This window comes from Microcoleus sp. bin38.metabat.b11b12b14.051 (genome assembly GCF_013299165.1).
GTDB lineage: Bacteria > Cyanobacteriota > Cyanobacteriia > Cyanobacteriales > Microcoleaceae > Microcoleus.
In genome coordinates, this window is sequence record NZ_JAAFKD010000042.1 from 19,124 (window position 1) to 38,908 (window position 19,785).

A 19,785-nucleotide genomic window follows, 5' to 3' on the forward strand; every position below is an offset into this window, starting at 1 on the left:
CTTATTTTGCCTCAGAATTAACAACACTTTCTCATTGCGAAGCATTAGCCAAGCCATAATAAATTCGCCTGATTTCCAGCACTTCTTCGTAGCAAAGCGGGGCGTAAGCCATCGAGCAACCCATTTCATCAAGTAAATTCTGGAGTTCGCCGTATTCCATTTGATGTACTCGATCGACATTCCATCGTGAATAAAACTCAGTGTGTGAACCTGCTAAATCTTCATTGTTCCTAAAGATTTGCCAGCCAACAACACGTAATGCGTCGCGTATTTTGAGTGTTAGCCGTTGTATTTCTGGGTTTTGTCTAACCATTTTGCTTTCTCCCCTATGTGTGTTATGTCACTGCTCCTAAGAAAGTTCAGAAGCAGTGTAAGATTTGCTATTTGAAATTTGCTTTTATAGCTTTAAATCCTCTACGAGGGCTTCGCTAACGAGGCGAACGATTCGATCGATTTGATCGACAAACCCCGAGCTTTAATCTCAAAAGCATATCCAGGTACACGTTTTGCTTTTCGTGGTTGCTCTTCATTCCGATGAAAATAACCACCAAATTCTACGACATTGGCAATTACTTCCATACCTTCACTTACATTTTCTACCCCAATGTAGGTAATGAACGATTCAAAGCCTGAATCATTTTCTATCTCTTCCCAGTCCCAAATGTTGCTGAAAGTTCCACAGATTGTGATTCGATCGCTCAACTTCACAACCAAATAATTGCCATGTGGACTAGATTCTAAAACTTGACCTTCAATGCCTGCAAAGATGATAGTTTCCATGATAAACTTAGGTAGAAATAGTTTTGACAGTAACGGGAATCATGCACACAATTCCCGTTAATTTCCTGATCTAAAAGCGAAGCATCGACTTCGCTCAGCTACCGCATTTTGAAAACTTTAAACTGCATAGATTTTTTTGCTGGCATCGGTGCATGGGAACTAGCGTCAGCAATTGTCAATCGATCGAACAATTACCCAGTTTTTAGGACGATCGAGTTTATCGAAATCAACCCACAAGCTCAAAAAGTTTTACGATCACACTTTTCCCATATCCCAATTCATCCAGATGTCAAAAGTTACAAACCAATCCCAAAAGCCGCCGATGTTCAGTTCCATTCGTTCCCTTGCACCGGCACATCAGCAGCCGGAAAGAAAACAGGTCTTTCGCATCAAGAAAGTGGATTGTGGTTTGAGTCGCTCAGGTGCATCTCGATCGGCAAACCTAAATTCGTCATCATCGAGCAACCTATGGGAGTTATCGATCGCGGATTACGAGCTATTGTTGGAGCCTTGCGACTGGCAGAATATGAAACAGAACTTGAAGTTATCAGCGCGTCGGAGCTTGGCGCGCCCCACCGTCGCCAACGGGTGTTCATCATTGCCTACCTGCACAACCTACAGCTCAGGAAACGGCAAAACTTCACCGAGTGGTCAAACCACATTAGAACGGACATTGAAAGAGCAAGGCAGATTAGCTCGATCGCTCAAACTAAATCCGGCAGTGTGTGCTTGGATGATGGGGTTTCGGATTGGGTGGACGGAATTGGTTTTGATGTAAACTGGGGAGAACCGCCAGTGCGATCGGGCGTTCAACCAAGAACACCTGGACGTGCAGAATGTGTGAGTTTGTATGGAAAGTCGATCGTACCTTTACAAGCTGCGGTGGCATTAATGCGATTACAATTTCTAGCATCATTGGAGAAAAGAATATGAGCCAGTTTGACCATTTACGCAATCAGATAACAGATTCAGGTTGGATTGCTAAAGAAATTCTTAGCATTTCTGGCAGTGCTAGAGGTGCGATCGAAGGTGGTGCAAATTGGTATTTTGCTCTGCCTCACATCAACTTCATTATGGAAAATAGCATATTAGGAAATGTCAAACAGCTACTTCTAGCAGGACAAAATTTAGCAAAAACTGTAACTGACTGTGGGTTAGTATTCTTAGAAACAGTTTATGGAATTAACTTGGCTTTTAATTCAAAAGTTCATAGAAATTTAGCCGGAACAGGACAATCTTTGCTTTTGGGTTTGACAGTTAGTGGAACAGAAAGAATCCTTTACGCAGCAGCAGTCTCAGCCCACAATGAAAGTATCAATTTACCTGAATTGGATGCAAAAGGTGTAGAAATACGATCGATGGCTGCTGGAATTCAATCTGGTGAAGAATCAGCAATATCGCAAGCGCAAAAAGCAGCCCAATCAGCATTGAATAAACTTATTGGTTTCAAAGATGATTTGTTAGGTCAACTTGCAAATTTAACTGGCAAAGAAAGAAGTAGTGCTAGAAGAAAAATTAGAATAGCAGAAAAAGCAATTAGTAGGGTAAGCAAAGGAGTATCTGTAATTGCCCACAATCCTTACGAAATAAGTTCAATTTATGACAAACCAATAACCTCAATATCTACTCGATCGCCTGTTTTCAATGCCATAGTACCGATCGCAGTTGGTGGAGCAGTTACGGTAGCAGCAACAGCAGGGATAATTGGCACTATGGCTGGGTGGTTGCTTACCAACTTTTTCTTGCAAGGAGTAGTTGGTGGCATAGCGGCACTAATCCCAGCATTAACGAATACGATTACATCGATCGTTCTCAAAGTGATGAACAGTTCGGGCGCGGATGCTATGCGGTTTTTAGCAGGTTCGGTACTCAGGGCTGGGTCATCTTTTCTACCAACAATTCTAGCTACAACAGGCATGGAAGCTAGTGCTTGGGGTTATTTGATGGCAAATGCTTCGCTAATTATTGGTGTCTCTGTCATCATTATTCAAGCTATGAAGAACAAAGTTTCACTTGCAGATATGCTTTACATTTTTGGCAACATTCAAGGTTCAACTAGCTACAACCTTGGGCAAATACATATGTATGACACAAACCACGTTGAGATTCTCGAACAATTCAAGGAATCAGCCAATATAATCTACGAAGGATCGAAACGACCAATGTCATCGATTATCGGAGTTGGCTTGGATAAAAAGGGAAAATACACTGTTGCTTACAATTTAACCAATCCAAACAATCCTCAACGAATCATCGGTGACGAAGCGATCGTAGCGACTCTTGGAGCGGAAAAAGTTGCTAAACTTAAAACAGGAAACTTTGGTTTATTTGAGTAACTAATATGTCAGATGATTATCAGCTTTATCGGTTCCCCGTTGACAATGAAAAAGGAATCATTGAAACTATTGCAGTGTGGTCAGTTTGGGACTGCGTTGCCCAAAGATGGACAAACAAGCCTAAAGTTACCCTGAGAAATACGCTACTTTCAGGTTTGCATCCAAACGTAAATAACAAAGACAGATTTTGTATTGGTGAAATCCCTGAATCTACTAAAGACTCAGCATTATTGAATCCGTTTCAACCAAATAAAGACGATCGATATATTCTGGATTTAGCCAGCAATTCTCGCAACCACGGTAGATTTACTTTCAATCTGAAGCCGATCGGTAGGGATTACTATGGCAATAAAGCCACCGAGCAATGGAAACGCATTATTTACGGTAGCATCCTACATACTGGTTGCAAGCACTTGGTTTTCGGTAATTTCAATTACGTGATAGTTGATGATGATGCCAGAGACGAACAGGGCAATCCACAAGATGACCCAACAAATGGGCGTCATTGGAACACAGGAGATAGTCATGGCAAAGCCTCCAGACAGTTCATGGAATTATTGGGTGCTGCTGAAATCTTCGATCAAGATTTTTCGCCAGAAGACGATATTAATTTACCCTTGCAATTTCGGATAGCTCAATTCAAGGATTGGGTGGCTAAGGGGACGATCGCCTATAATTCCGAACTTGACAATTCAGGGTTTGATTTGGTGATTCCGTGGTCTTCACTCAAGGGAAATAAACCCGCGCTGGGAAACTACGAAGGCAAACTACTTTGTGGGTTGGTTTTTGAGGGTGAACTACGCAGAGCTAAAGCTGGCTGGATGCTATTCCAGTGGTTTGATTATGCAACACTTGAACAAGACAGAATTATTAGCCGATTGGTTACTAAATGCCAGCGATTAGCAGCAGCATTGAATTCGATTCAGGAATTGGCTAATTTACTAAGAATCGATCAAACCGAAGCTGAGCAGGAAATTCAAGAAGGTGTAGACAATCTACAGTCTGAAGCTGAATATGTGAACACAGCAATGGAAATTATCAAGTATGATGTCCGTGGTAAATTGTTGCTGCATCCGTATATCACAGGCAAAGTTAAGGAGCGACTCAGAGCAGTTTGGCTGAATTTAGCCAAGGCTGCTGGTGTGCGGTTTTGGTCACTTATGGCACAACCTGACGAGTATTTTGCTAAGAATGAGTCGATCGATAACAATGGCAAAACTGTATTTAGCAGAAAAGAATTCTGTGCGCCAGGAATGTCAGAAGGCGAGTACATACTTTTCTGCAATCCCATGCGTCACTGGGGCGATTGCCAACTCTGGATAAATGTTCATGAGGGTCTTTATGCCGACAGTAAAAATTTGATGGCGGCTTCCCGAAAACTGTTACTGAGTTTGGGACGCGATACCGATGGTGATTTTATTCAGTTAATCGCTTCGCGTGAGTATCCAGAGTTGCGTCGTGCGATCGCCAATTTCTCCACACCACCATCCGTCCGCAAACTTCCTAAAGTACCGCTGGTAGGGAATTTGCAGCAAGTTGCCGTTAACAGCATGAATGATCAAACTGGCATTGTGGCATCCCTTTTAGGTAGGGTGCGCGGTGCCGGTGCTGAGGGAATTGTGTTGAATATTCCAGCAGGAGGGATGCAAACTTTACCCCAAGAAATGGCAATTATAGATTTTTTGAGTCAAGAACTTCAAATCGCAGTTGATAGTTTAAAGTCAGCTTATCCCAATAATGATGTTGGCTTGAAAGCTGTGGCTACATACCTTGATGGGCTAGGTGATGCAGGACAAATCCCGTGGCTCAAAGGATTTAAGGCTGAATCTACCTATCTCACTCAACCCTGTCCTGTGGCTCCAAATGCGATCGACACTGTTTCTCGTTTGGTTCAATTAGTCAACAGTTATTGGCAACCAGCACAAATCGAGACCAATCTTAATATCAATTCTTTTCGTGAAAGTCTCTTTCCTGGAGTGACAGTATCGCTCGAACAGCAAAATTATGCTTTTGAACAAAAAAAGCTGTATGGGATAGAGATTGGTGCTGCGATCGAATGGAAACTAGCAAATGAGGGTGACACTACACGAATCCGAGAAGTCACCGCCAAGTATCAAGCACTTAGAGATTCAATTCTCGATCGCGTACTCAAACCAGATGGTACCCAGTACAGCTTGAAATCCTGGTCGGCGGCTTTCTGGAGGGCTGCAAATACAGTGAATATCGAAAATAATCCAGATAGCACAGGCTCGATCGTATTCAATTTATTCAGAGAGGAGATTATTTTGGAACTCAAAGAAAACCCTGAGCCACCGTGGTTTTTTCAAGTCTACAATGTCCACAAAATGGAACCCAACCACCGAGCCAAAGTATTTTGGTCTGGGCAAACAGTTCAAGTTCGGGTTGTGTTGCGTGATTGGGCAGCACCGAGAACTGGAGTAATCGTCCCCACATTATCGGCAGATTTGCTGTACCCGCCGAGTACACAGTTGCCTGGGTTCTACCCACTAGGGCTGGTAGCTGAGCAGGATAGGTCAAAGATTGCGATCGGGGAAACTCGAACGATGAAAATCTACACTTGGAGAGAGCAACGACCAGGGCAAGTGACAGAATTTTCAACAACCAAAGCTTGGTTGTTTAACGAAGATGTACCGCAGCAACTCATAGATGATGTACTTGGAAAAGGAAGAACGTCAACTGGTTTGTATAAACCTGAAGATTTTGGTTACACGCCGTAGAATCGTGATAACATTTTGATTAATGTCTCTCACTTACTTCTCACATGACTACAGAATTTATCCAAAAAGCAACTGGATTGCCTGAAGATACGATCGTAAAAGTCATGGATGCTTTTGTCGATTTTATCAAAAGTTCTATGAAAGACGGCAACCAAGTTGAAATGACTGGGTTTGGTGTTTTTAGTTTCAAAGATTTTGATGAGCGCCCCGGTAGGAATCCTCGCACCGGGGAATCGATTACGATCGCACCAAAGCGCAAACCGACTTTCAAATTCTCCAAAAAGTTTGTTGAGTCAATCAGCCTGAGTCCGTCTTCCACTATGCCTTTGGCTCCACCAACAGCGCCGCCGACGCACCAACGGCCAACTCCGCCACCGCTAGTAACAAAAACATGGTACTTGGCTGATGCAGCAGGTTCATTTTCCGAAGTGCCGGAACACGAACTCAAAGCCAAAGGTTTGACTGCCTCTAGTATGCTTTGGAGTGCAGAAACTGATTGGAAAAAAGCTTCTGATATTCCCGCTCTTGCTTATTTGCTGTCTTAGTTTCTGCGTAAAACTAAGACAGTTAAAAACGTTATACAAAGGAGTCAATGTGGCTCCTTTTTGTTGTTATACTTAGTGAGTAATTGATTAAAAAAAATATGTCAGCCGGAAAATTAAGCTTTACATTGCCTGAGTACAAAGTGCGTGAGGATGGCACTTGGATTACCGCAAGGGTTGGAGTTACTCGATCGGAAGGTGCAGTAGGTACTGTAAGTGGCAGAGTCAATAACAGCACCAGTACAGCACCTGCACGAGCTGCTAGAAATTTAGATTACATCGTACCTCACGGAACTGGAACCAACCAAACCTTAAGCTGGGCTGCGGGTGAATCAGGTACAAAATTTTGTGATTTTGTAATTGTTAACGATGATTTTGTCGAAGGCGATGAAGTTCTCCCTCTCACATTGAATACTTTTACTGGGGGTGCTACGGCTGGAGCAATTGTGGCTGCCCGGTTAATTATTTTGGATGACGATTTTGTGATAGCAAAACATCGTTGGGACAAGACGGCATTGCAATTTGAGAATCCTGATGGTACTTGGGGAAATACTGTTGATTTGAAGGGTGAAAAAGGTGAAACTGGCGCTATCGGATTACAAGGTATTGCTGGAGAACCTGGTGAACGCGGCTTAACTGGTGTTCGAGGCGATCGTGGTGAACCGGGCATAATCGGCGCAACTGGTGCGAATGGTGAACGCGGTGAACGCGGTGAAGCTGGTACACCGGGTATGGATGGAGTGCAAGGAATGCCGGGGGGAATCGGTGCAACTGGAATTCAGGGCATCCAGGGCGAACGTGGTGAAATTGGTGAACGTGGTGAACGTGGTGAACGCGGCGCTGATGGCATTGAGGGCATTCAAGGTATTCAGGGCGATCGAGGTGATGTTGGCGCAACTGGTCAGACCGGAAGCACAGGTGATCGAGGTGACACTGGATTAACTGGCGAACGTGGTGAACGCGGTGCAGACGGCGCTGATGGAATTCAAGGAGAACAAGGAATTCAGGGATTGCAAGGTATCATCGGCGATCGCGGTGAACGTGGTGAAGCTGGCATTCAGGGCGAACGTGGAGAAGTCGGCGCCACTGGGAGTAAAGGCGATCGAGGTGATGTTGGCGAAGTTGGTGCAACTGGTACAGACGGCGCTGATGGAATTCAAGGAGAACCGGGAGAGCGTGGCATTCAGGGTATTCAGGGTATTCAGGGTATTCAGGGTATTCAGGGCGAGCGTGGAGAAGTCGGCGCAATCGGCGCGAATGGTGCAACTGGTCAGATCGGAAGCAAAGGCGATCGAGGAGAAACAGGATTAACTGGCGATCGCGGGGAACGTGGGGAACGTGGCGCTGCGGGCGCTGATGGAATTCAAGGTTTACAAGGTGAATGTGGCGCTGCGGGCGCTGATGGAATTCAAGGTTTACAAGGGATTCAAGGAATAAAAGGTGAACGTGGTGAACGTGGCGAACGTGGCGAACGTGGTGAAACTGGCGCAGTGGGCGCAGTGGGCGCGTCGGGCGAAAAAGGAGAAAAAGGAGAAAAAGGCGATACTGGTGCCCAGGGAATCCCTGGACAACGTGGGTTAACCGGCGAGCGAGGTTTGACTGGCACTCAGGGAATTCCGGGCGAGCGTGGAATTCCAGGAAATACTGGCGCAACCGGGGCAGCGGGAGCAAAAGGCGATCGCGGTGACGCTGGCGTTCAGGGTATTCAGGGAGCAACTGGTCAACCTGGTGTCAAGGGCGATCGAGGCGAAGTCGGTATTAACTGGCGCGGTACTTGGGCAGCAACAACTGCTTATGCTCCGAGAGATTGCGTAGCGCACAACGGTAGTAGCTACATTTGCACTGTCGCCAACACAAACTCAATTCCGGCTACCAGTTCAAGCTGGAATTTATTAGCAGCCCAGGGTGCAACTGGTGCAATGGGTGTTCAAGGGCCACAAGGTGCGATCGGATTGCAAGGTATCAAAGGTGATTCTATTCGTTGGCGCGGTACTTGGGCAGCAACAACTGCTTATTTACCATCAGATGCCATTTCTTACAACGGCAGCAGTTATGTTGCTGTGGTTGCAAACACTAATACTTTGCCGGGTGTCAGCCCAAATTGGATGCTTTTAGCTCAGCAAGGCGCTTCGGCTCCGGGTCCTAAATGCACTCAAATAAATTTTCCTTTAACCTACAACGGAACCGATTTTATCCAAATTCCGTTAAATTTTGGTTCGTGGCAAATTCTAGGCATTACCGGAACTTGTCATATGAGTAACAGTGCAGCTAACTGGGTTGTTAACCCTAGCTCCCCAATAATTAATCCTTCTGGTCAGATACCAAGCGCAGGGACTTACGATTTTACATTTGGTGCTGGCAGTAGCGCAATCCGAATCATTATCCGACCAGGTGCTTTCAATATTGGGCAACAGATGACTTTCAAGATTTTAGTTTGGCACGAATAATTAATGGTAAAATTAGTTAGTTGCGAGGTCATTTATGCCGATCGAATTTACCCAAACAAAAGAACCGATGAACTTTCAAGAACCTGTCGAAAAATCCGCAATCGTTCAAAAACGCGCTCATGTTTTGCTATCGGAAGCTCAACAAATTGTCACTCGCCTAGGCGAGGTTGATTCGCGAATGCTCGCTGAAGATTTCTCGATTTGTATTGGCTGGGGAAAGGTTAAGCTTTGCTTGACCATTGAAGACAGTTAATGCCAATTAGGTAAAAATTAAAAAACAACGTCTCTGCTCCAGACGTTGTTTTTTAATTTTTGCTTAAGTGTCAGTCAGAACTTAGGTTTGAACTAGCAGAGCCTGAGCTACTACAATTTCATCGGTTGTTTTACCAGTGATAAACAACCCCACAAAAGCATCGTTTGGCGCGTCCACGAAACAGACTTTTGTTTCAGTAAGTTGCTGAAAAGTTGAGTAAAGTTGTACGTAAAATTCTAAGGATTCAGCAGGCAATCGCAAATTTTCGATTGTCCCCATTACTGCCGAGATTTCTGATTTGCTACTTTCCACCAAAGGGGTAAAAACTTCTAGCAAAGTTTTGCAAGCGATCGATCGATTACTTGGCACTTGATAATTTGCACCGCCGACTTTTCGGCGCATCGCAGCATCCGCAACCAAAATCTGAGCATCAGTCAGTGATTTCGTTCGCCGAATAGACAGAGGCGAATCTGATTCAGAGGTTCCCCAGTAGTTATAATCTTTGATAATCGATCGTAAGTTGGATACGATTAAGCTTGCTGTAGACAAAGTAACAGTTGCAGTCATAGTTTTTAAATTGAGCAGCAACTCAATTGTATCATCTTATTTAATAATTATCGATCGAAAGCCTGGTATAATTGAATTACATTTCTCCCATATTGCTCATGCAACGCCTCACTTCCAGGCGTTGTTTTTGTTTAGACAAAATTCAAGAATACCGGATGCCGTAACTTTTTGCCATCAGTTACACCCAGATAAATTATCTTTACGTCCTCACCAAGATATTGAGCTTGATTATCCCAAAGTTCCTGGCGCTGAGCATCTGTAAATCCAGTACCAACATTGGAAGTAATTACCACCCCACCAACTAATCCAGCAACAACTAAGTTTCCTAAGCTTTTGGCATATTTACCTTTTCCCCTCACAAATCCAGTGATGACAAAGTTAGATTTAACAAAGTTTTTAACTTTGAGTAGGTCATGCGATCGCCCCTCTCGATAAGCCACAAACGGATGCCTGAGCATAGTTCCTTCAGGAAAACCAGCAGTAGCGTTTAGTTGATTCTGTGCTTGAATTGCTACAGGATTATTCGCAACGTAAGTATAGGAAACTGGAACAAGAATTGACTGATTATCAGGGATTGATTCAGATATTGACTCAATCATCAATTCAGTATTTACAAAATTGTAATCTTTGATAATTTGTGCAAATACATGAAACTGCATCCGCTTTTTGTCATCGAAGTTGATGTCTTTTGTGTCACGGGCGATTCCTGAAATACGATCGAACTTTTCACCGGGAATATACAACTCGCCGTCTAAGATGGTGTTTGTCCCCTGGTAACAAAGACTTTCTATGTGTCCCAAACCCACATATTTCAGTTTGAGAGTACGACTCATCAAGCCTTGACCGGGGATGTACAAACACCGAACACCATCGAGTTTGGGACTGCTGTACCAACCAGATATTTTGTAATCTCTAACTGGACTGTAATTGTAGGCTAATTGAGGTTTAGAAACCATTCTAGTTACCAAACTTTTCTCTATTCTAACCTGACTTTAGAACAAAGAAGCTGGCTGAGAATTACCTCAACCAGCTAAGTCATTAGTCATCTCGCCTGCTCGCGAAGCCGAAGCATTAACTAGCCCAACCAGGATTAAGACCAAAGGGCAACTTAAACCCCTCTGGCAATACCCACAGGTGATAAGCATTTACCTGGTCAATTAAATCATTTGATGGTGGATAGATTTCGATCGCCAGTCTTTCTTCACCCATGATTTCATTCTTTACCCGTTGCAAAAACTGCCAATGATCATTAATTTTTTTGCCTTTGTGATCGGCAATCATCAAATGGTCGATCGTTCCCCATTCTGTTTGTTGCTCAAAACACATCACATAGTAGTGTGTGTTATGAAAAAATCTCTTGCAGTTTATTGGAAAAATCCCAAAATCTGCTGCTAAAAGCTTTCTCGATTCAATGCGTGATTGTGACATTTCCTGCCATGGGTCTCTAGCAAATCCTCTTGTCATTAGCTCCATTTCCCAGCAACTATTTTAACTGTGCCATCTTCTTCAATCTGAGATTCAATCTCAAATCCTTGAGCGATTAAAGCTGCGATCGCATTTTCTCGCGCATACCAAGGCAGCAGTGCCTCCATGAACTTTTGAGAATCCCTTTTACTGCCGTCGCGTGTCAAAAACTCAAACTTGTCTTCAACCAGTTTAAAGCCGAAATCATAGCCACCTTGGTAGCTTTGTTTGCGCCTGATTACAAACTCGGCAAGTTTGCTGTTGCCGAAAGGGTCATGAATGTCAGCGTTACAATCGAGGCTTGCTCCTGTGAGAATACCGCTAAGACCGTTAGCAATCATTTGGTTGAGCACTTGTTCGAGAACAATCGGGTTTTTGATTTGAGTTTTGACGTGGGTCAAGTGTGACATATCTATTTCTGATAGGTTAGGTGGTTCGATACATTCAAAGATTTGCTCGATCGGATTACCAGTTTTATTCGATTTAAGAATTTCCTTCAGTTCATTTTCTTCAACAAAAACACCTGGATTATCGCACCAACGATAAACTTGACCAACGTATTCAAATACTAACGGCAAGTTATTGGGCGGAGTTTCTTCGCCTTCATAAACCAAGTATTGCAATAGTTTCATCTTGAATTTCCTCAGTATTTTGAGCCTCTGGCAAAAGTTCTTGAGCAAGAACTTCACCCAACGCTTTTTCTAATTCCTCAGTCATTGCAGTACAAGCAGTGCCAGAGGCAAGAACTTTCTCGGTAATAGTTCCATCTTTGTTAATGGTGAGTTCAATTTTGTAATATTGCATTGGTTGCAAATAGCCGGGAATCAGTATCCGGCAAGCCCGCGCACTCCGACTTTGAGGTGGTACGCGGGCAGAAAAACTAATCAACTGTTTTTCAAAGCATCTTCAACTGCTCGATCGAACGCAGCATCAGTTGGTTCATCTAGCATCCTGATCGCACACAACCATCGAAGTTGTATCGATCGACCACCACGACAAATCATTGTGTTATCAGAACTATGGCAAATATGCTGTCCTTGTCCCAGCAAATTCTCAATATACTCCTCCATACTTTTGGCAGACAATTGCAATGGCTTTTTCCCTGCGAAGGGACAAGTTAAGCAGGGGTTTTGCTGGACTGGATAAGTCCTCATGTCATTTCGGTTGAGTTTTTTTGGCTTGTTTTTCAAAGTATTTTTCCTCTTGTTGACCGTTCGCCTCGATTTAATCGGATAAGCTTCTTCCTGATATTCATCTTGGTCAGATTTAGTTTCCTGAGTAATTTGGTATTCAGGTTTAGTAGTTGGTTGACAACCAACTACTGCAATTGTTACAGCAAGCCAAAAGTGTTTTTTCATTTATTTTGCGCCCTTAGCCCTTAGTTCCTCAAACCAGTCGATCGCCATTGTGTCGGCAGTCCGACGGGGATTGTAAGTTTTATGAGCGTCGATTGTACTTGATGCCAATAATTCTCCTTCAAGATAGACACAGATTTTGAATTGATTGCCGGGAAAATCATCCCAAGCTTCTGTATTCTCAAGGGTAAATTTGTGATAACCCTCAGGTTCATACCATCGATAGAAAATGCTTTTCATAGTTTTGTTCTGTTGCCAATAAATCAATTTGATTGCCACCTCTGGGCGAAACGGTGGCAATGAACATTACTTTCTATCTCTTCTTACATAGTTTTGTTTCTCGTTTGACAATTTCTACTTGTGCTAGCGTAAGCAAGCCAAAATCCTCATTAGCTTTGTCAATCCCTAAAACTAACACTTGTCCATGAATAATGTTACCTTCGATGGTGTAACAAGTTGGGTTGTAGTCTTTTCGCAAAAACTCATCATCACAAATCATAGCGATCGACTTATCAGAATAATTCCGATAAGAAGCCACTTCGATGTAAGCTGGTTCCCCTTCAAAACCCACCAGATTTTGCATCATTTTCAAGGTGATCATTTCATTCACTTCGTGAGCAGTGATACCTTGTTGGTTGATTAAAACGTAAAACATCTCGTTAATTCCTTCAAAACTAAAACATCACTATCCAAAAGCGAAGCACTACTGGCTTGATTTGATATAAAGCAAACCATTGATTTATAGCCACAAATCACCAAATTGGATTAAACAACGATCAGGCTCAAGTTTCTGTCGTAAGTTTTTACGATGATACTGTCGGTGAACTGATGCGCTTGAGCAAACGATCAAGTTTTCGGGTGAATTATTAGTTTTATCTTCGTCAAGATGATGGACAATTTCGCCTTGTCTGAGCGATCGACCAAGATTTTGTTCAGCAATTACCCGATGCAAGTAGACTACTTTGTATTTCACTGTTTAAGTTTTGTGAGAATCTTTTGGTTTTTCTTGCTCAAGAATTTGGTCAGCCCAAGTGCGATTAAATCGAGGCGAACGATTTCTAGCAATTCACAAATACTATCAATGAAATAGCTATTGAAAGTTTCAACGGCAGAGTTTTGTGCGATCGCGATGTTATTTTCTATGTCTTCAATTTGCTCTGGAGTCACCAAAATATCGTAATGATTTTTCAGTATCGAGCAAAGTCCTTTCTGAGTTAATCCATCATTCTCTCTCCTGCATCGAACCAACCAACCAAAGCTTAAATTACACTGTTGCATGGTTAAATGGCGGTAGCAAACCGCCAAAAGCGCTAGTTTTTCCAATTAGTTACAAAATCAACTATCGTATCGGTATCGGTTCGTGGTTCCTTACGCCAAACCATCCACGCCACGGTGCATGAATCTGTTCCGCCATTGCCAGTGAAACTTGGTCGAGGCTGACCAAGAATTATTAGGTTAGTTAGCTTTGAAGAGTGCGATCGAAGCCATTCACCTCGATTTTGCGCTGGCTCCAAGTAACTGAGCCTCAACAAAAAAGCCACTCCTACTTGGGAGTATTCATAAGCAAAAGGTAAGATTGCGTGAGCTTGGTTGAATGGTGGATTGGTTATAACCCAGTCAAAAGCACCGTTTTCTTCTTGCCACTTTTCCCAATTCGTTCGCACTTTCGCGCAATCATCATAATTCGTGGAGTGATTCAAATCGATATCGTTGGTGGTAACATCTATTCCCATGTTTCTGAAAATGTTGCTAATTGCACCATCCCCAGCACATGGTTCAAGTATGGTTTTTGCCATACTTAGTGCTGAAACTTTCTCAACAAGAACCTTGGTAACGGCTGATTCGGTAGGGTAAAAATCGTTAGCTCTTCTCATTTTCTTCTTCCGCAAACTCTTCATGCCAGTTGATTGTTACCAGATTCAAACATTCAGCCTTGGTTGTACCTTGATTCATGAAGTTTTCAGCTTCACTTCGATCGTCAAAGATTCTGACATCTTCAAGTTCACTGACCCAGCCCAAGGGTGAATCAGTGAGCCATATGATTTCGCTATTTTCGGTTGCTTCTCCGATTGAATAGCGAACGTAACAAATTGCGTACTTTTGCATCGAAATACCTGCTAGTTAATCAACAACTAAAAGCGAAGCACTAATTTTTTTATCGACAACTTCCTCAACCGATGCAGACTTAGCACCCGATCGTACAGCCCAACTTTTCAAAGCATCAATCTGTGGCTGTGCAATTTTAGCCAACGGAACACAGCTAGCGATTGCATCCAAAATGTCATCTGATGTGAAATCTCGTTCGCAGCTAAATGCAGATTGCATAGCTTCGTAGATAACTTGCTCAATCTCAGCACCAGAGAAATCTTTGCTTTTTTGAGCCAGTGATTTAAGGTCAAAATCTTTGAGGCGATCGGGTCTCAGACGACTCAGATGAACTTGAAATATTGCTTCTCTTTCTGACTCTGTTGGCAAGTGAACAAAAAATAACTCATCCAAGCGCCCTTTACGTAACAATTCGGCGGGCAATACCTCAACATTGTTAGCGGTCATTACCACGAATACCGGTGCCGTTTTTTCCTGCATCCAGGTTAGTAACGTTCCGAATACCCGCCGAGAAGTCCCCGAGTCGCCGTCACTTCCACTGGTGATATTTGCAAAGGCTTTGTCTGCTTCATCAATAAACAAAATGCACGGAGCTATCGCCTCCGCTAACTTGATAACTTGCCGAATTCTTGATTCTGATTCCCCAACAATGCCGCCAAACAACTTCCCTATATCCAATCGCAGCAACGGTAACTGCCACTCAGCAGCAATGGTTTTGGCTGACAGAGATTTCCCGGTTCCTTGAATGCCGGCTAGCAACAAACCCTTGGGAGCAGGTAAGCCATACTCGCGGGCTTTGTCTGAGAATGAGTGCGATCGCACCCTCACCCACTGCTTTAAATTCTCCAATCCGCCCACAGATTCTAAGCCCTGCTGAACAGGAATAAATTCGAGAATCCCAGTCTCGCGGATAGTCTGGCGCTTTTCTTCGATGATGAATGCGATCGCACTTTCATCCACTTTCCCACTACGCGCTAGACACTTTGCTAGCACCCGGGCTATCCGGCACCGAGTCAAGCCCTGACAGGCTTTTAGCAGTTGTTCTTTCTCTGAATCTGTTAGTTTCAGTTTCTTCCCAACCAGCAAATTAACTTGCTCAGATATCTCCTCGATGCTGGGCAAACTGAAGTCCACGACGGTTGTTTCTTCGCGCAATTCGATCGGCAACCGCAACTGTTCTGATATCAAAACTAAACATCGTCGATCGCGTGCCATCTCCCGTGCCAGATTTTTAATCTCGCGGACGATCGGCAACTGCCCCGCTGCAATCTGCCCATTAACCCCTGGCGCTATGAGAGTTGCCACATCTTTGAGCACAAACAAACTTCCCACATCTCCTGACGCTTTGCCAACGCGAGCTAATGCCGCCATCGGGTTGCCTTTGTCAGCGCCTTCTTTGTCGCTCCAGCCACGAGCAAAATCCCAGAAATAAATCTGCGACTTTCGAGACTGCGCCACATCTAGCAATGCCTCTTCTGCTACTTCTTCCTCTGCACTCACCACATACAACAGTGGGTATCGCGCGGTTAACATTAATTCCAATTCTTGTTTGACGCTCATACTTTTCACCCTAAACTAAAAGTGCTATCCAAAAGCAAAACATTACTTTGCTTCTGGATAGCAGAATCATTACTTGCTATTTGCTACTGCTTTGCTTTTCTTGCCTGAACCTGATTGAAACTCTTGCAACTGAGCCTGCAAATTACTCACTTCTGCCGCTAAACTCTCATTGGCTGTTTGTAATGAATCAACATCGACATCAACTTCCAAAGCAGATGTAGCTTTTTGTTGGGATTGCAAGCGAGTAATAGTTTCGTTAGCTTCCTTGAGTTGTGCCTTCAGGGTAACTAGCTGGGATTCGATCGCACTTTTAGCACCAACAACCGTTTGCAGTGATTGAATTTCACCATGCAAACCGCTAATCTCTACCTGCTTTTGCTCAAGCTGACCGTTGATACGAGCTAGTTCTAATGTTCGATCGCGCTCTTTCAGTTCTAAACTCCCTAGTTCCGCTAACTTTCCTTCAGCAATCAACAGCGAAGTCCGTAAATCGTTGCGTTCTGTGCCTAGATTTTCTAGCTGCTGCCTGAAAGTATCGGAATCCGCTAGCTGCTGCTTATTCAAGTTCATGTAAGCTTCACGCAATTCTGTGCGCTGGCGCTCATATTCTGACTTGTAAAAGCTCAGTTGCACCTCCAACTGAGGAAAATCCTTCAGTTGCTGCTGCATTGCAGCATTTTCTTGGGATAGCATTTTCATACGATCGCCCGAAACACTGGTATCAGCTTTTTGGTAAGCCAACTGATAACCGGCGATCGCCATCTGACGCATCACTGCTAAGTATTCTTCAGGAATATCTGACTCTTCAAGCAAACCGTCGTTAGTCGCTTCCAGAATTGTTGAGGCTAAGTCTTTTTCACTTCTGCCTTGCTTCAAAGAAGCCAGATTCTCTGCCCGCCACTCTCTAAGTAATTGGCAAATTACATCGGTACTTCCGCCGATTCCATAGATATGCTTGAGCGCTGATTGTACCGATCGGCTCACAATTCCTAGCCGATTCTTCTGCAAAACAGCACAAGCTACATCAATCATTTCTCTAGTGATGGCTGTGTGCTGTTGCTTTTGCTCGATGTCAAACCCTTGTAATTCAAGGGTTGTAAATGCTGTTGGTAGTTTAGCCATGTGCTTATCTCCAGTTAAAGGGTGTTTACCTATAATTTGTTCATTTTTGAGCTGAATCAATCTCAAAAACTTTTTCTAGGAATGTCTCGATCGAGCGACATCCGGCATCCTTTGCTGCCTTAGAAAGGCTTTCCCAGGCATTGGCTGTAATGGTCAACGTCATCGATCGTGTTTCTTTGGGATTAAGGCAATGCCATTTTCCTCTTTTATTGAAGATCGGATTAAACCTTTCGATCAACATCTCTTCTAAAACTCTTAAAGCATGAAAGTTCTGACGATTAAAACCAGGAACTTTTAGATAAGCAATAGTAAGTTTTGACTTATTCGGAATGCGCTTCATTTGTTCGTGACCTGCATTGAGCCTTAGTTTCAAATTGAAAGTAGACCCGATGTAATAAATGACCTTGTTGTCAAAAAAGGGAACAATGAAAAAGTACACCCCTGATTCGTTAGGCAGTTGTCGTCGATTCTCAAAGGCAACTGATGGAAGGCAAAATACATCTATTTCTTGGAAATTTTGACAAAGAGATTGCGTGTCCATCATAAAAACAAAGGACTAATGTGTAATTTGGTTGACTATTCGACAGTTTTGCCGTACAACACGCCCGCTGATCAAATCAAGGCGAATGTTAGTTACTGTGCGGTGTTTGCTTGACTTTAAACTCAGTGATCTATTACATCTGAATTGGTTGATTCAAAAACTTCCTGACTAGAAACTCTAGGAAGCTCTTTGACAGAAATATCTGTTATTTCAGCCATAGCATCCCATTGAACAAGGCTTAAAGAAAGCTTAAACCAGCCTTTTTTTCCAGATTTAATACATCTCCTAAATGTATTTGCAGATACTTGATCACCTGATTTCAAGCTAATCAAGGCTGCGAACTCTTCCCAGGAATTGCATCCGTACTTAATTTTTGCTTTTTCAAATAATTCAAGCAATGGTGAATTGCTCCCTTGACTTTTCTGTTGACTAACCATATGATACTAACTGACTGACAATTTGTCAAGCAAAATGATGAACAAGTTAACAGATCCCAAATTACAGTTGAGTCTGTTTCTTTTTTAGCTCCATAGAACCACGTAGGTAAGAAAAAGCGATCGACATGATCTGCCTAACCCACAACTGGTGATTTATGGCAACAACACAATTATCGCTAAGAAATCTCTAGCACTCAAGTCGCAAAATACGCCGGAAATGCTTATCGCCATAGTTCAGCAAAATCAACAAAATAAAAAAAATGCCAACGAAAGTATCAAATATCACAGGATGGTGTCTCGGATGCCGTAGACGCATCGGCACCCAGAAATTCAGGCAACTAATCGACGGAAAGTTCTGCGCCGACTGTCACAAACTTTTGCCAAAAGTAAAACCCGCAGAAATACCCACTCAGAATTTTGTTAATCCGAAAGCGGGCAAATACACAAGAGTCAGCTACAACTCATCTTTACTGGAAGAAGAAAAATTATTGATTGAAGCTTTTGAGGAATTCAAAAATCAAGGAATTGGCAAATATTGGATTAAGCCAATCGCCAAAATCCTCAACTGGGATTGGCAAAGAACAGCAATAGTAGCCCGCAGAGTGAGAAAAAAAGGCATCCCCTTGGAAGCTGAGCCGATCGAGCAACAACTGCTAGCAAAACTATCTCGTAAGCCTATTAGCGCTTATGAGCTAGCAAATCACTTTGCCACAGTTGATGTGCCGTGGATTTCCTTGTTGCTGAAAAAACTAGCTATTGCAGGAAGCGTGGAAATCATCACAGATTGTCAACCATATCTCTACAGATTGAAAAAATGAAACTTTTTGTAATCGACACAGAAACCACAGGTACAGCAGATACCGACCAAGTTTGTGAGATTGCCGGAACTTTATATCAAGTTGGCACAAGCAAACAAAGCACAGGTTCGATCGCCAGTATTTCCACTTTGCTGCCGATAACCATCGCCAACAATGCGATTGAAATTAACGGCATCTCACCAGATTTGACCAGAGCATCACAAAAATTTTATGAACAGTCGTTAGCTGTATTCAAAGTAATGGCAGCAGCATCAGATTACTGTGTAGCCTTCAACGCCGAGTTTGATGCACCACGAATTGACGCACTCATTGGTAAACAGCGCTGGCTTTGTGCCATGCAAGACTTTGACTGGGGCTACACGAGGGTGAATGTCTATGGCGGGTACAAATTGATTGATTTGGCACTGTGGATGGGAATCGGAATTAGCACAGCACATCGCGCAGCCGATGATGTTCGACTACTTGTGGAGTGCATGAATCGTGCGCCAAACCTACAAGAAATGATTGATTCTGCGATCGAACGATCGAACTCACCAATCCTCGAACTTCAAGCATTAGTAAGTTACGCCGACAAAGACTTAGCAAAATCTGCGGGTTTTCGTTGGGATGCAAAGCGAAAAATATGGGTCAAAAAAGTCAAGGAATGTGACGAATATCTAAAGTCGCTAAATTTTGACGCTGCGATTTTGTCAGAATAACAAACCTATTTCTGTTGTGAG

General features: G+C 43.3%; 26 protein-coding genes. 8 read left to right on the forward strand and 18 right to left on the reverse strand.

All coding sequences use genetic code 11. The annotated features are described in order from the left end of the window. Positions 1–31 precede the first annotated feature (31 nt). Both QZW47_RS27750 and QZW47_RS27755 read right to left on the reverse strand, forming a co-directional pair. Complete coding sequence (locus tag QZW47_RS27750; RefSeq protein ID WP_293134830.1) at positions 32–313, reverse strand: hypothetical protein; 282 nt, start codon at positions 311–313, stop codon at positions 32–34. A 101-nt stretch (positions 314–414) separates the two neighbouring features. Then, the gene (locus QZW47_RS27755; RefSeq protein ID WP_293134832.1) at positions 415–780 is read right to left on the reverse strand and encodes a hypothetical protein; all 366 of its coding nucleotides are present in this window, start codon (positions 778–780) and stop codon (positions 415–417) included. A gap of 108 nt (positions 781–888) precedes the next feature. Between QZW47_RS27755 and QZW47_RS27760 the strand changes: the two genes are divergently transcribed. The 6 genes from QZW47_RS27760 to QZW47_RS27785 all read left to right on the forward strand — a co-directional run bounded on the left by QZW47_RS27760 (position 889) and on the right by QZW47_RS27785 (position 9,096). Continuing rightward, positions 889–1,713 (forward strand): DNA cytosine methyltransferase, encoded by an 825-nt coding sequence (locus tag QZW47_RS27760; RefSeq protein WP_293134834.1) that lies wholly within the window; start codon positions 889–891, stop codon positions 1,711–1,713. Beyond that, the gene (locus QZW47_RS27765) at positions 1,710–3,116 is read left to right on the forward strand and encodes a hypothetical protein (protein ID WP_293134837.1); all 1,407 of its coding nucleotides are present in this window, start codon (positions 1,710–1,712) and stop codon (positions 3,114–3,116) included. Before QZW47_RS27760 ends, QZW47_RS27765 begins: the two co-directional genes overlap by 4 nt. 5 nt (positions 3,117–3,121) lie before the next feature. Next, a complete protein-coding gene (locus QZW47_RS27770; protein ID WP_293134840.1) occupies positions 3,122–5,854 on the forward strand; it encodes a hypothetical protein in 2,733 nt (910 codons plus the stop codon). Positions 5,855–5,898: 44 nt separating this feature from the next. Continuing rightward, entirely contained in the window at positions 5,899–6,399 is a 501-nt protein-coding gene (locus QZW47_RS27775; protein ID WP_293134843.1) for an HU family DNA-binding protein, read from the forward strand. Positions 6,400–6,497: 98 nt separating this feature from the next. Then, positions 6,498–8,843, forward strand: coding sequence for a hypothetical protein (locus QZW47_RS27780; RefSeq protein ID WP_293134846.1), 2,346 nt, complete (start codon positions 6,498–6,500; stop codon positions 8,841–8,843). 34 nt (positions 8,844–8,877) lie between these two features. Next, complete coding sequence (locus QZW47_RS27785) at positions 8,878–9,096, forward strand: hypothetical protein (protein WP_293134849.1); 219 nt, start codon at positions 8,878–8,880, stop codon at positions 9,094–9,096. A gap of 81 nt (positions 9,097–9,177) precedes the next feature. Here QZW47_RS27785 and QZW47_RS27790 read toward each other — a convergent pair whose 3' ends face one another. The 16 genes from QZW47_RS27790 to QZW47_RS27860 form a co-directional block, all read right to left on the reverse strand. After that, positions 9,178–9,663 carry a hypothetical protein gene (locus QZW47_RS27790; protein ID WP_293134852.1) on the reverse strand — a complete coding sequence of 162 codons (486 nt, stop codon included), beginning with the start codon at positions 9,661–9,663 and terminating at the stop codon, positions 9,178–9,180. 131 nt (positions 9,664–9,794) lie between these two features. Then, positions 9,795–10,619 carry a hypothetical protein gene (locus tag QZW47_RS27795; RefSeq protein ID WP_293134855.1) on the reverse strand — a complete coding sequence of 275 codons (825 nt, stop codon included), beginning with the start codon at positions 10,617–10,619 and terminating at the stop codon, positions 9,795–9,797. A 115-nt stretch (positions 10,620–10,734) separates the two neighbouring features. Then, positions 10,735–11,127 carry a hypothetical protein gene (locus QZW47_RS27800; RefSeq protein ID WP_293134858.1) on the reverse strand — a complete coding sequence of 131 codons (393 nt, stop codon included), beginning with the start codon at positions 11,125–11,127 and terminating at the stop codon, positions 10,735–10,737. Next, positions 11,127–11,759 (reverse strand): DUF1257 domain-containing protein, encoded by a 633-nt coding sequence (locus tag QZW47_RS27805; RefSeq protein ID WP_293134861.1) that lies wholly within the window; start codon positions 11,757–11,759, stop codon positions 11,127–11,129. The genes QZW47_RS27800 and QZW47_RS27805 overlap by 1 nt, the downstream gene beginning before the upstream one ends. After that, positions 11,731–12,015 (reverse strand): DUF2997 domain-containing protein, encoded by a 285-nt coding sequence (locus QZW47_RS27810; RefSeq protein WP_293134864.1) that lies wholly within the window; start codon positions 12,013–12,015, stop codon positions 11,731–11,733. The genes QZW47_RS27805 and QZW47_RS27810 overlap by 29 nt, the downstream gene beginning before the upstream one ends. Further along, entirely contained in the window at positions 12,012–12,485 is a 474-nt protein-coding gene (locus QZW47_RS27815) for a hypothetical protein (RefSeq protein ID WP_293134867.1), read from the reverse strand. Before QZW47_RS27815 ends, QZW47_RS27810 begins: the two co-directional genes overlap by 4 nt. Continuing rightward, entirely contained in the window at positions 12,486–12,722 is a 237-nt protein-coding gene (locus QZW47_RS27820; protein ID WP_293134870.1) for a hypothetical protein, read from the reverse strand. It lies immediately after the preceding gene. A 73-nt stretch (positions 12,723–12,795) separates the two neighbouring features. Continuing rightward, positions 12,796–13,137: a hypothetical protein gene (locus tag QZW47_RS27825; RefSeq protein ID WP_293134873.1), complete on the reverse strand. Its 342-nt coding sequence runs from the start codon at positions 13,135–13,137 to the stop codon at positions 12,796–12,798. An 84-nt stretch (positions 13,138–13,221) separates the two neighbouring features. Then, the gene (locus QZW47_RS30260) at positions 13,222–13,455 is read right to left on the reverse strand and encodes an HNH endonuclease (protein WP_366930937.1); all 234 of its coding nucleotides are present in this window, start codon (positions 13,453–13,455) and stop codon (positions 13,222–13,224) included. Next, the gene (locus QZW47_RS27830; protein WP_293134876.1) at positions 13,452–13,760 is read right to left on the reverse strand and encodes a hypothetical protein; all 309 of its coding nucleotides are present in this window, start codon (positions 13,758–13,760) and stop codon (positions 13,452–13,454) included. The genes QZW47_RS30260 and QZW47_RS27830 overlap by 4 nt, the downstream gene beginning before the upstream one ends. Before the next feature lie 32 nt (positions 13,761–13,792). Further along, positions 13,793–14,356 (reverse strand): hypothetical protein, encoded by a 564-nt coding sequence (locus tag QZW47_RS27835; RefSeq protein WP_293134879.1) that lies wholly within the window; start codon positions 14,354–14,356, stop codon positions 13,793–13,795. Continuing rightward, a complete protein-coding gene (locus QZW47_RS27840; protein WP_293134882.1) occupies positions 14,343–14,588 on the reverse strand; it encodes a hypothetical protein in 246 nt (81 codons plus the stop codon). Before QZW47_RS27840 ends, QZW47_RS27835 begins: the two co-directional genes overlap by 14 nt. 15 nt (positions 14,589–14,603) lie before the next feature. Beyond that, the gene (locus tag QZW47_RS27845; protein WP_293134885.1) at positions 14,604–16,148 is read right to left on the reverse strand and encodes an AAA family ATPase; all 1,545 of its coding nucleotides are present in this window, start codon (positions 16,146–16,148) and stop codon (positions 14,604–14,606) included. A gap of 69 nt (positions 16,149–16,217) precedes the next feature. Continuing rightward, positions 16,218–17,270: a hypothetical protein gene (locus QZW47_RS27850; protein WP_293134888.1), complete on the reverse strand. Its 1,053-nt coding sequence runs from the start codon at positions 17,268–17,270 to the stop codon at positions 16,218–16,220. Between the two features lie 40 nt (positions 17,271–17,310). After that, positions 17,311–17,814: a hypothetical protein gene (locus tag QZW47_RS27855; RefSeq protein ID WP_293134891.1), complete on the reverse strand. Its 504-nt coding sequence runs from the start codon at positions 17,812–17,814 to the stop codon at positions 17,311–17,313. A gap of 119 nt (positions 17,815–17,933) precedes the next feature. After that, complete coding sequence (locus tag QZW47_RS27860; RefSeq protein ID WP_293134894.1) at positions 17,934–18,248, reverse strand: hypothetical protein; 315 nt, start codon at positions 18,246–18,248, stop codon at positions 17,934–17,936. Between the two features lie 260 nt (positions 18,249–18,508). Here QZW47_RS27860 and QZW47_RS27865 point away from each other — a divergent pair, with 260 nt between their 5' ends. Together QZW47_RS27865 and QZW47_RS27870 are read left to right on the forward strand one after the other, a co-directional pair. Then, positions 18,509–19,066, forward strand: coding sequence for a hypothetical protein (locus QZW47_RS27865; protein WP_293134897.1), 558 nt, complete (start codon positions 18,509–18,511; stop codon positions 19,064–19,066). Further along, positions 19,063–19,764 carry an exonuclease domain-containing protein gene (locus QZW47_RS27870; protein WP_293134899.1) on the forward strand — a complete coding sequence of 234 codons (702 nt, stop codon included), beginning with the start codon at positions 19,063–19,065 and terminating at the stop codon, positions 19,762–19,764. Before QZW47_RS27865 ends, QZW47_RS27870 begins: the two co-directional genes overlap by 4 nt. The last annotated feature ends 21 nt before the right edge of the window (positions 19,765–19,785 follow it).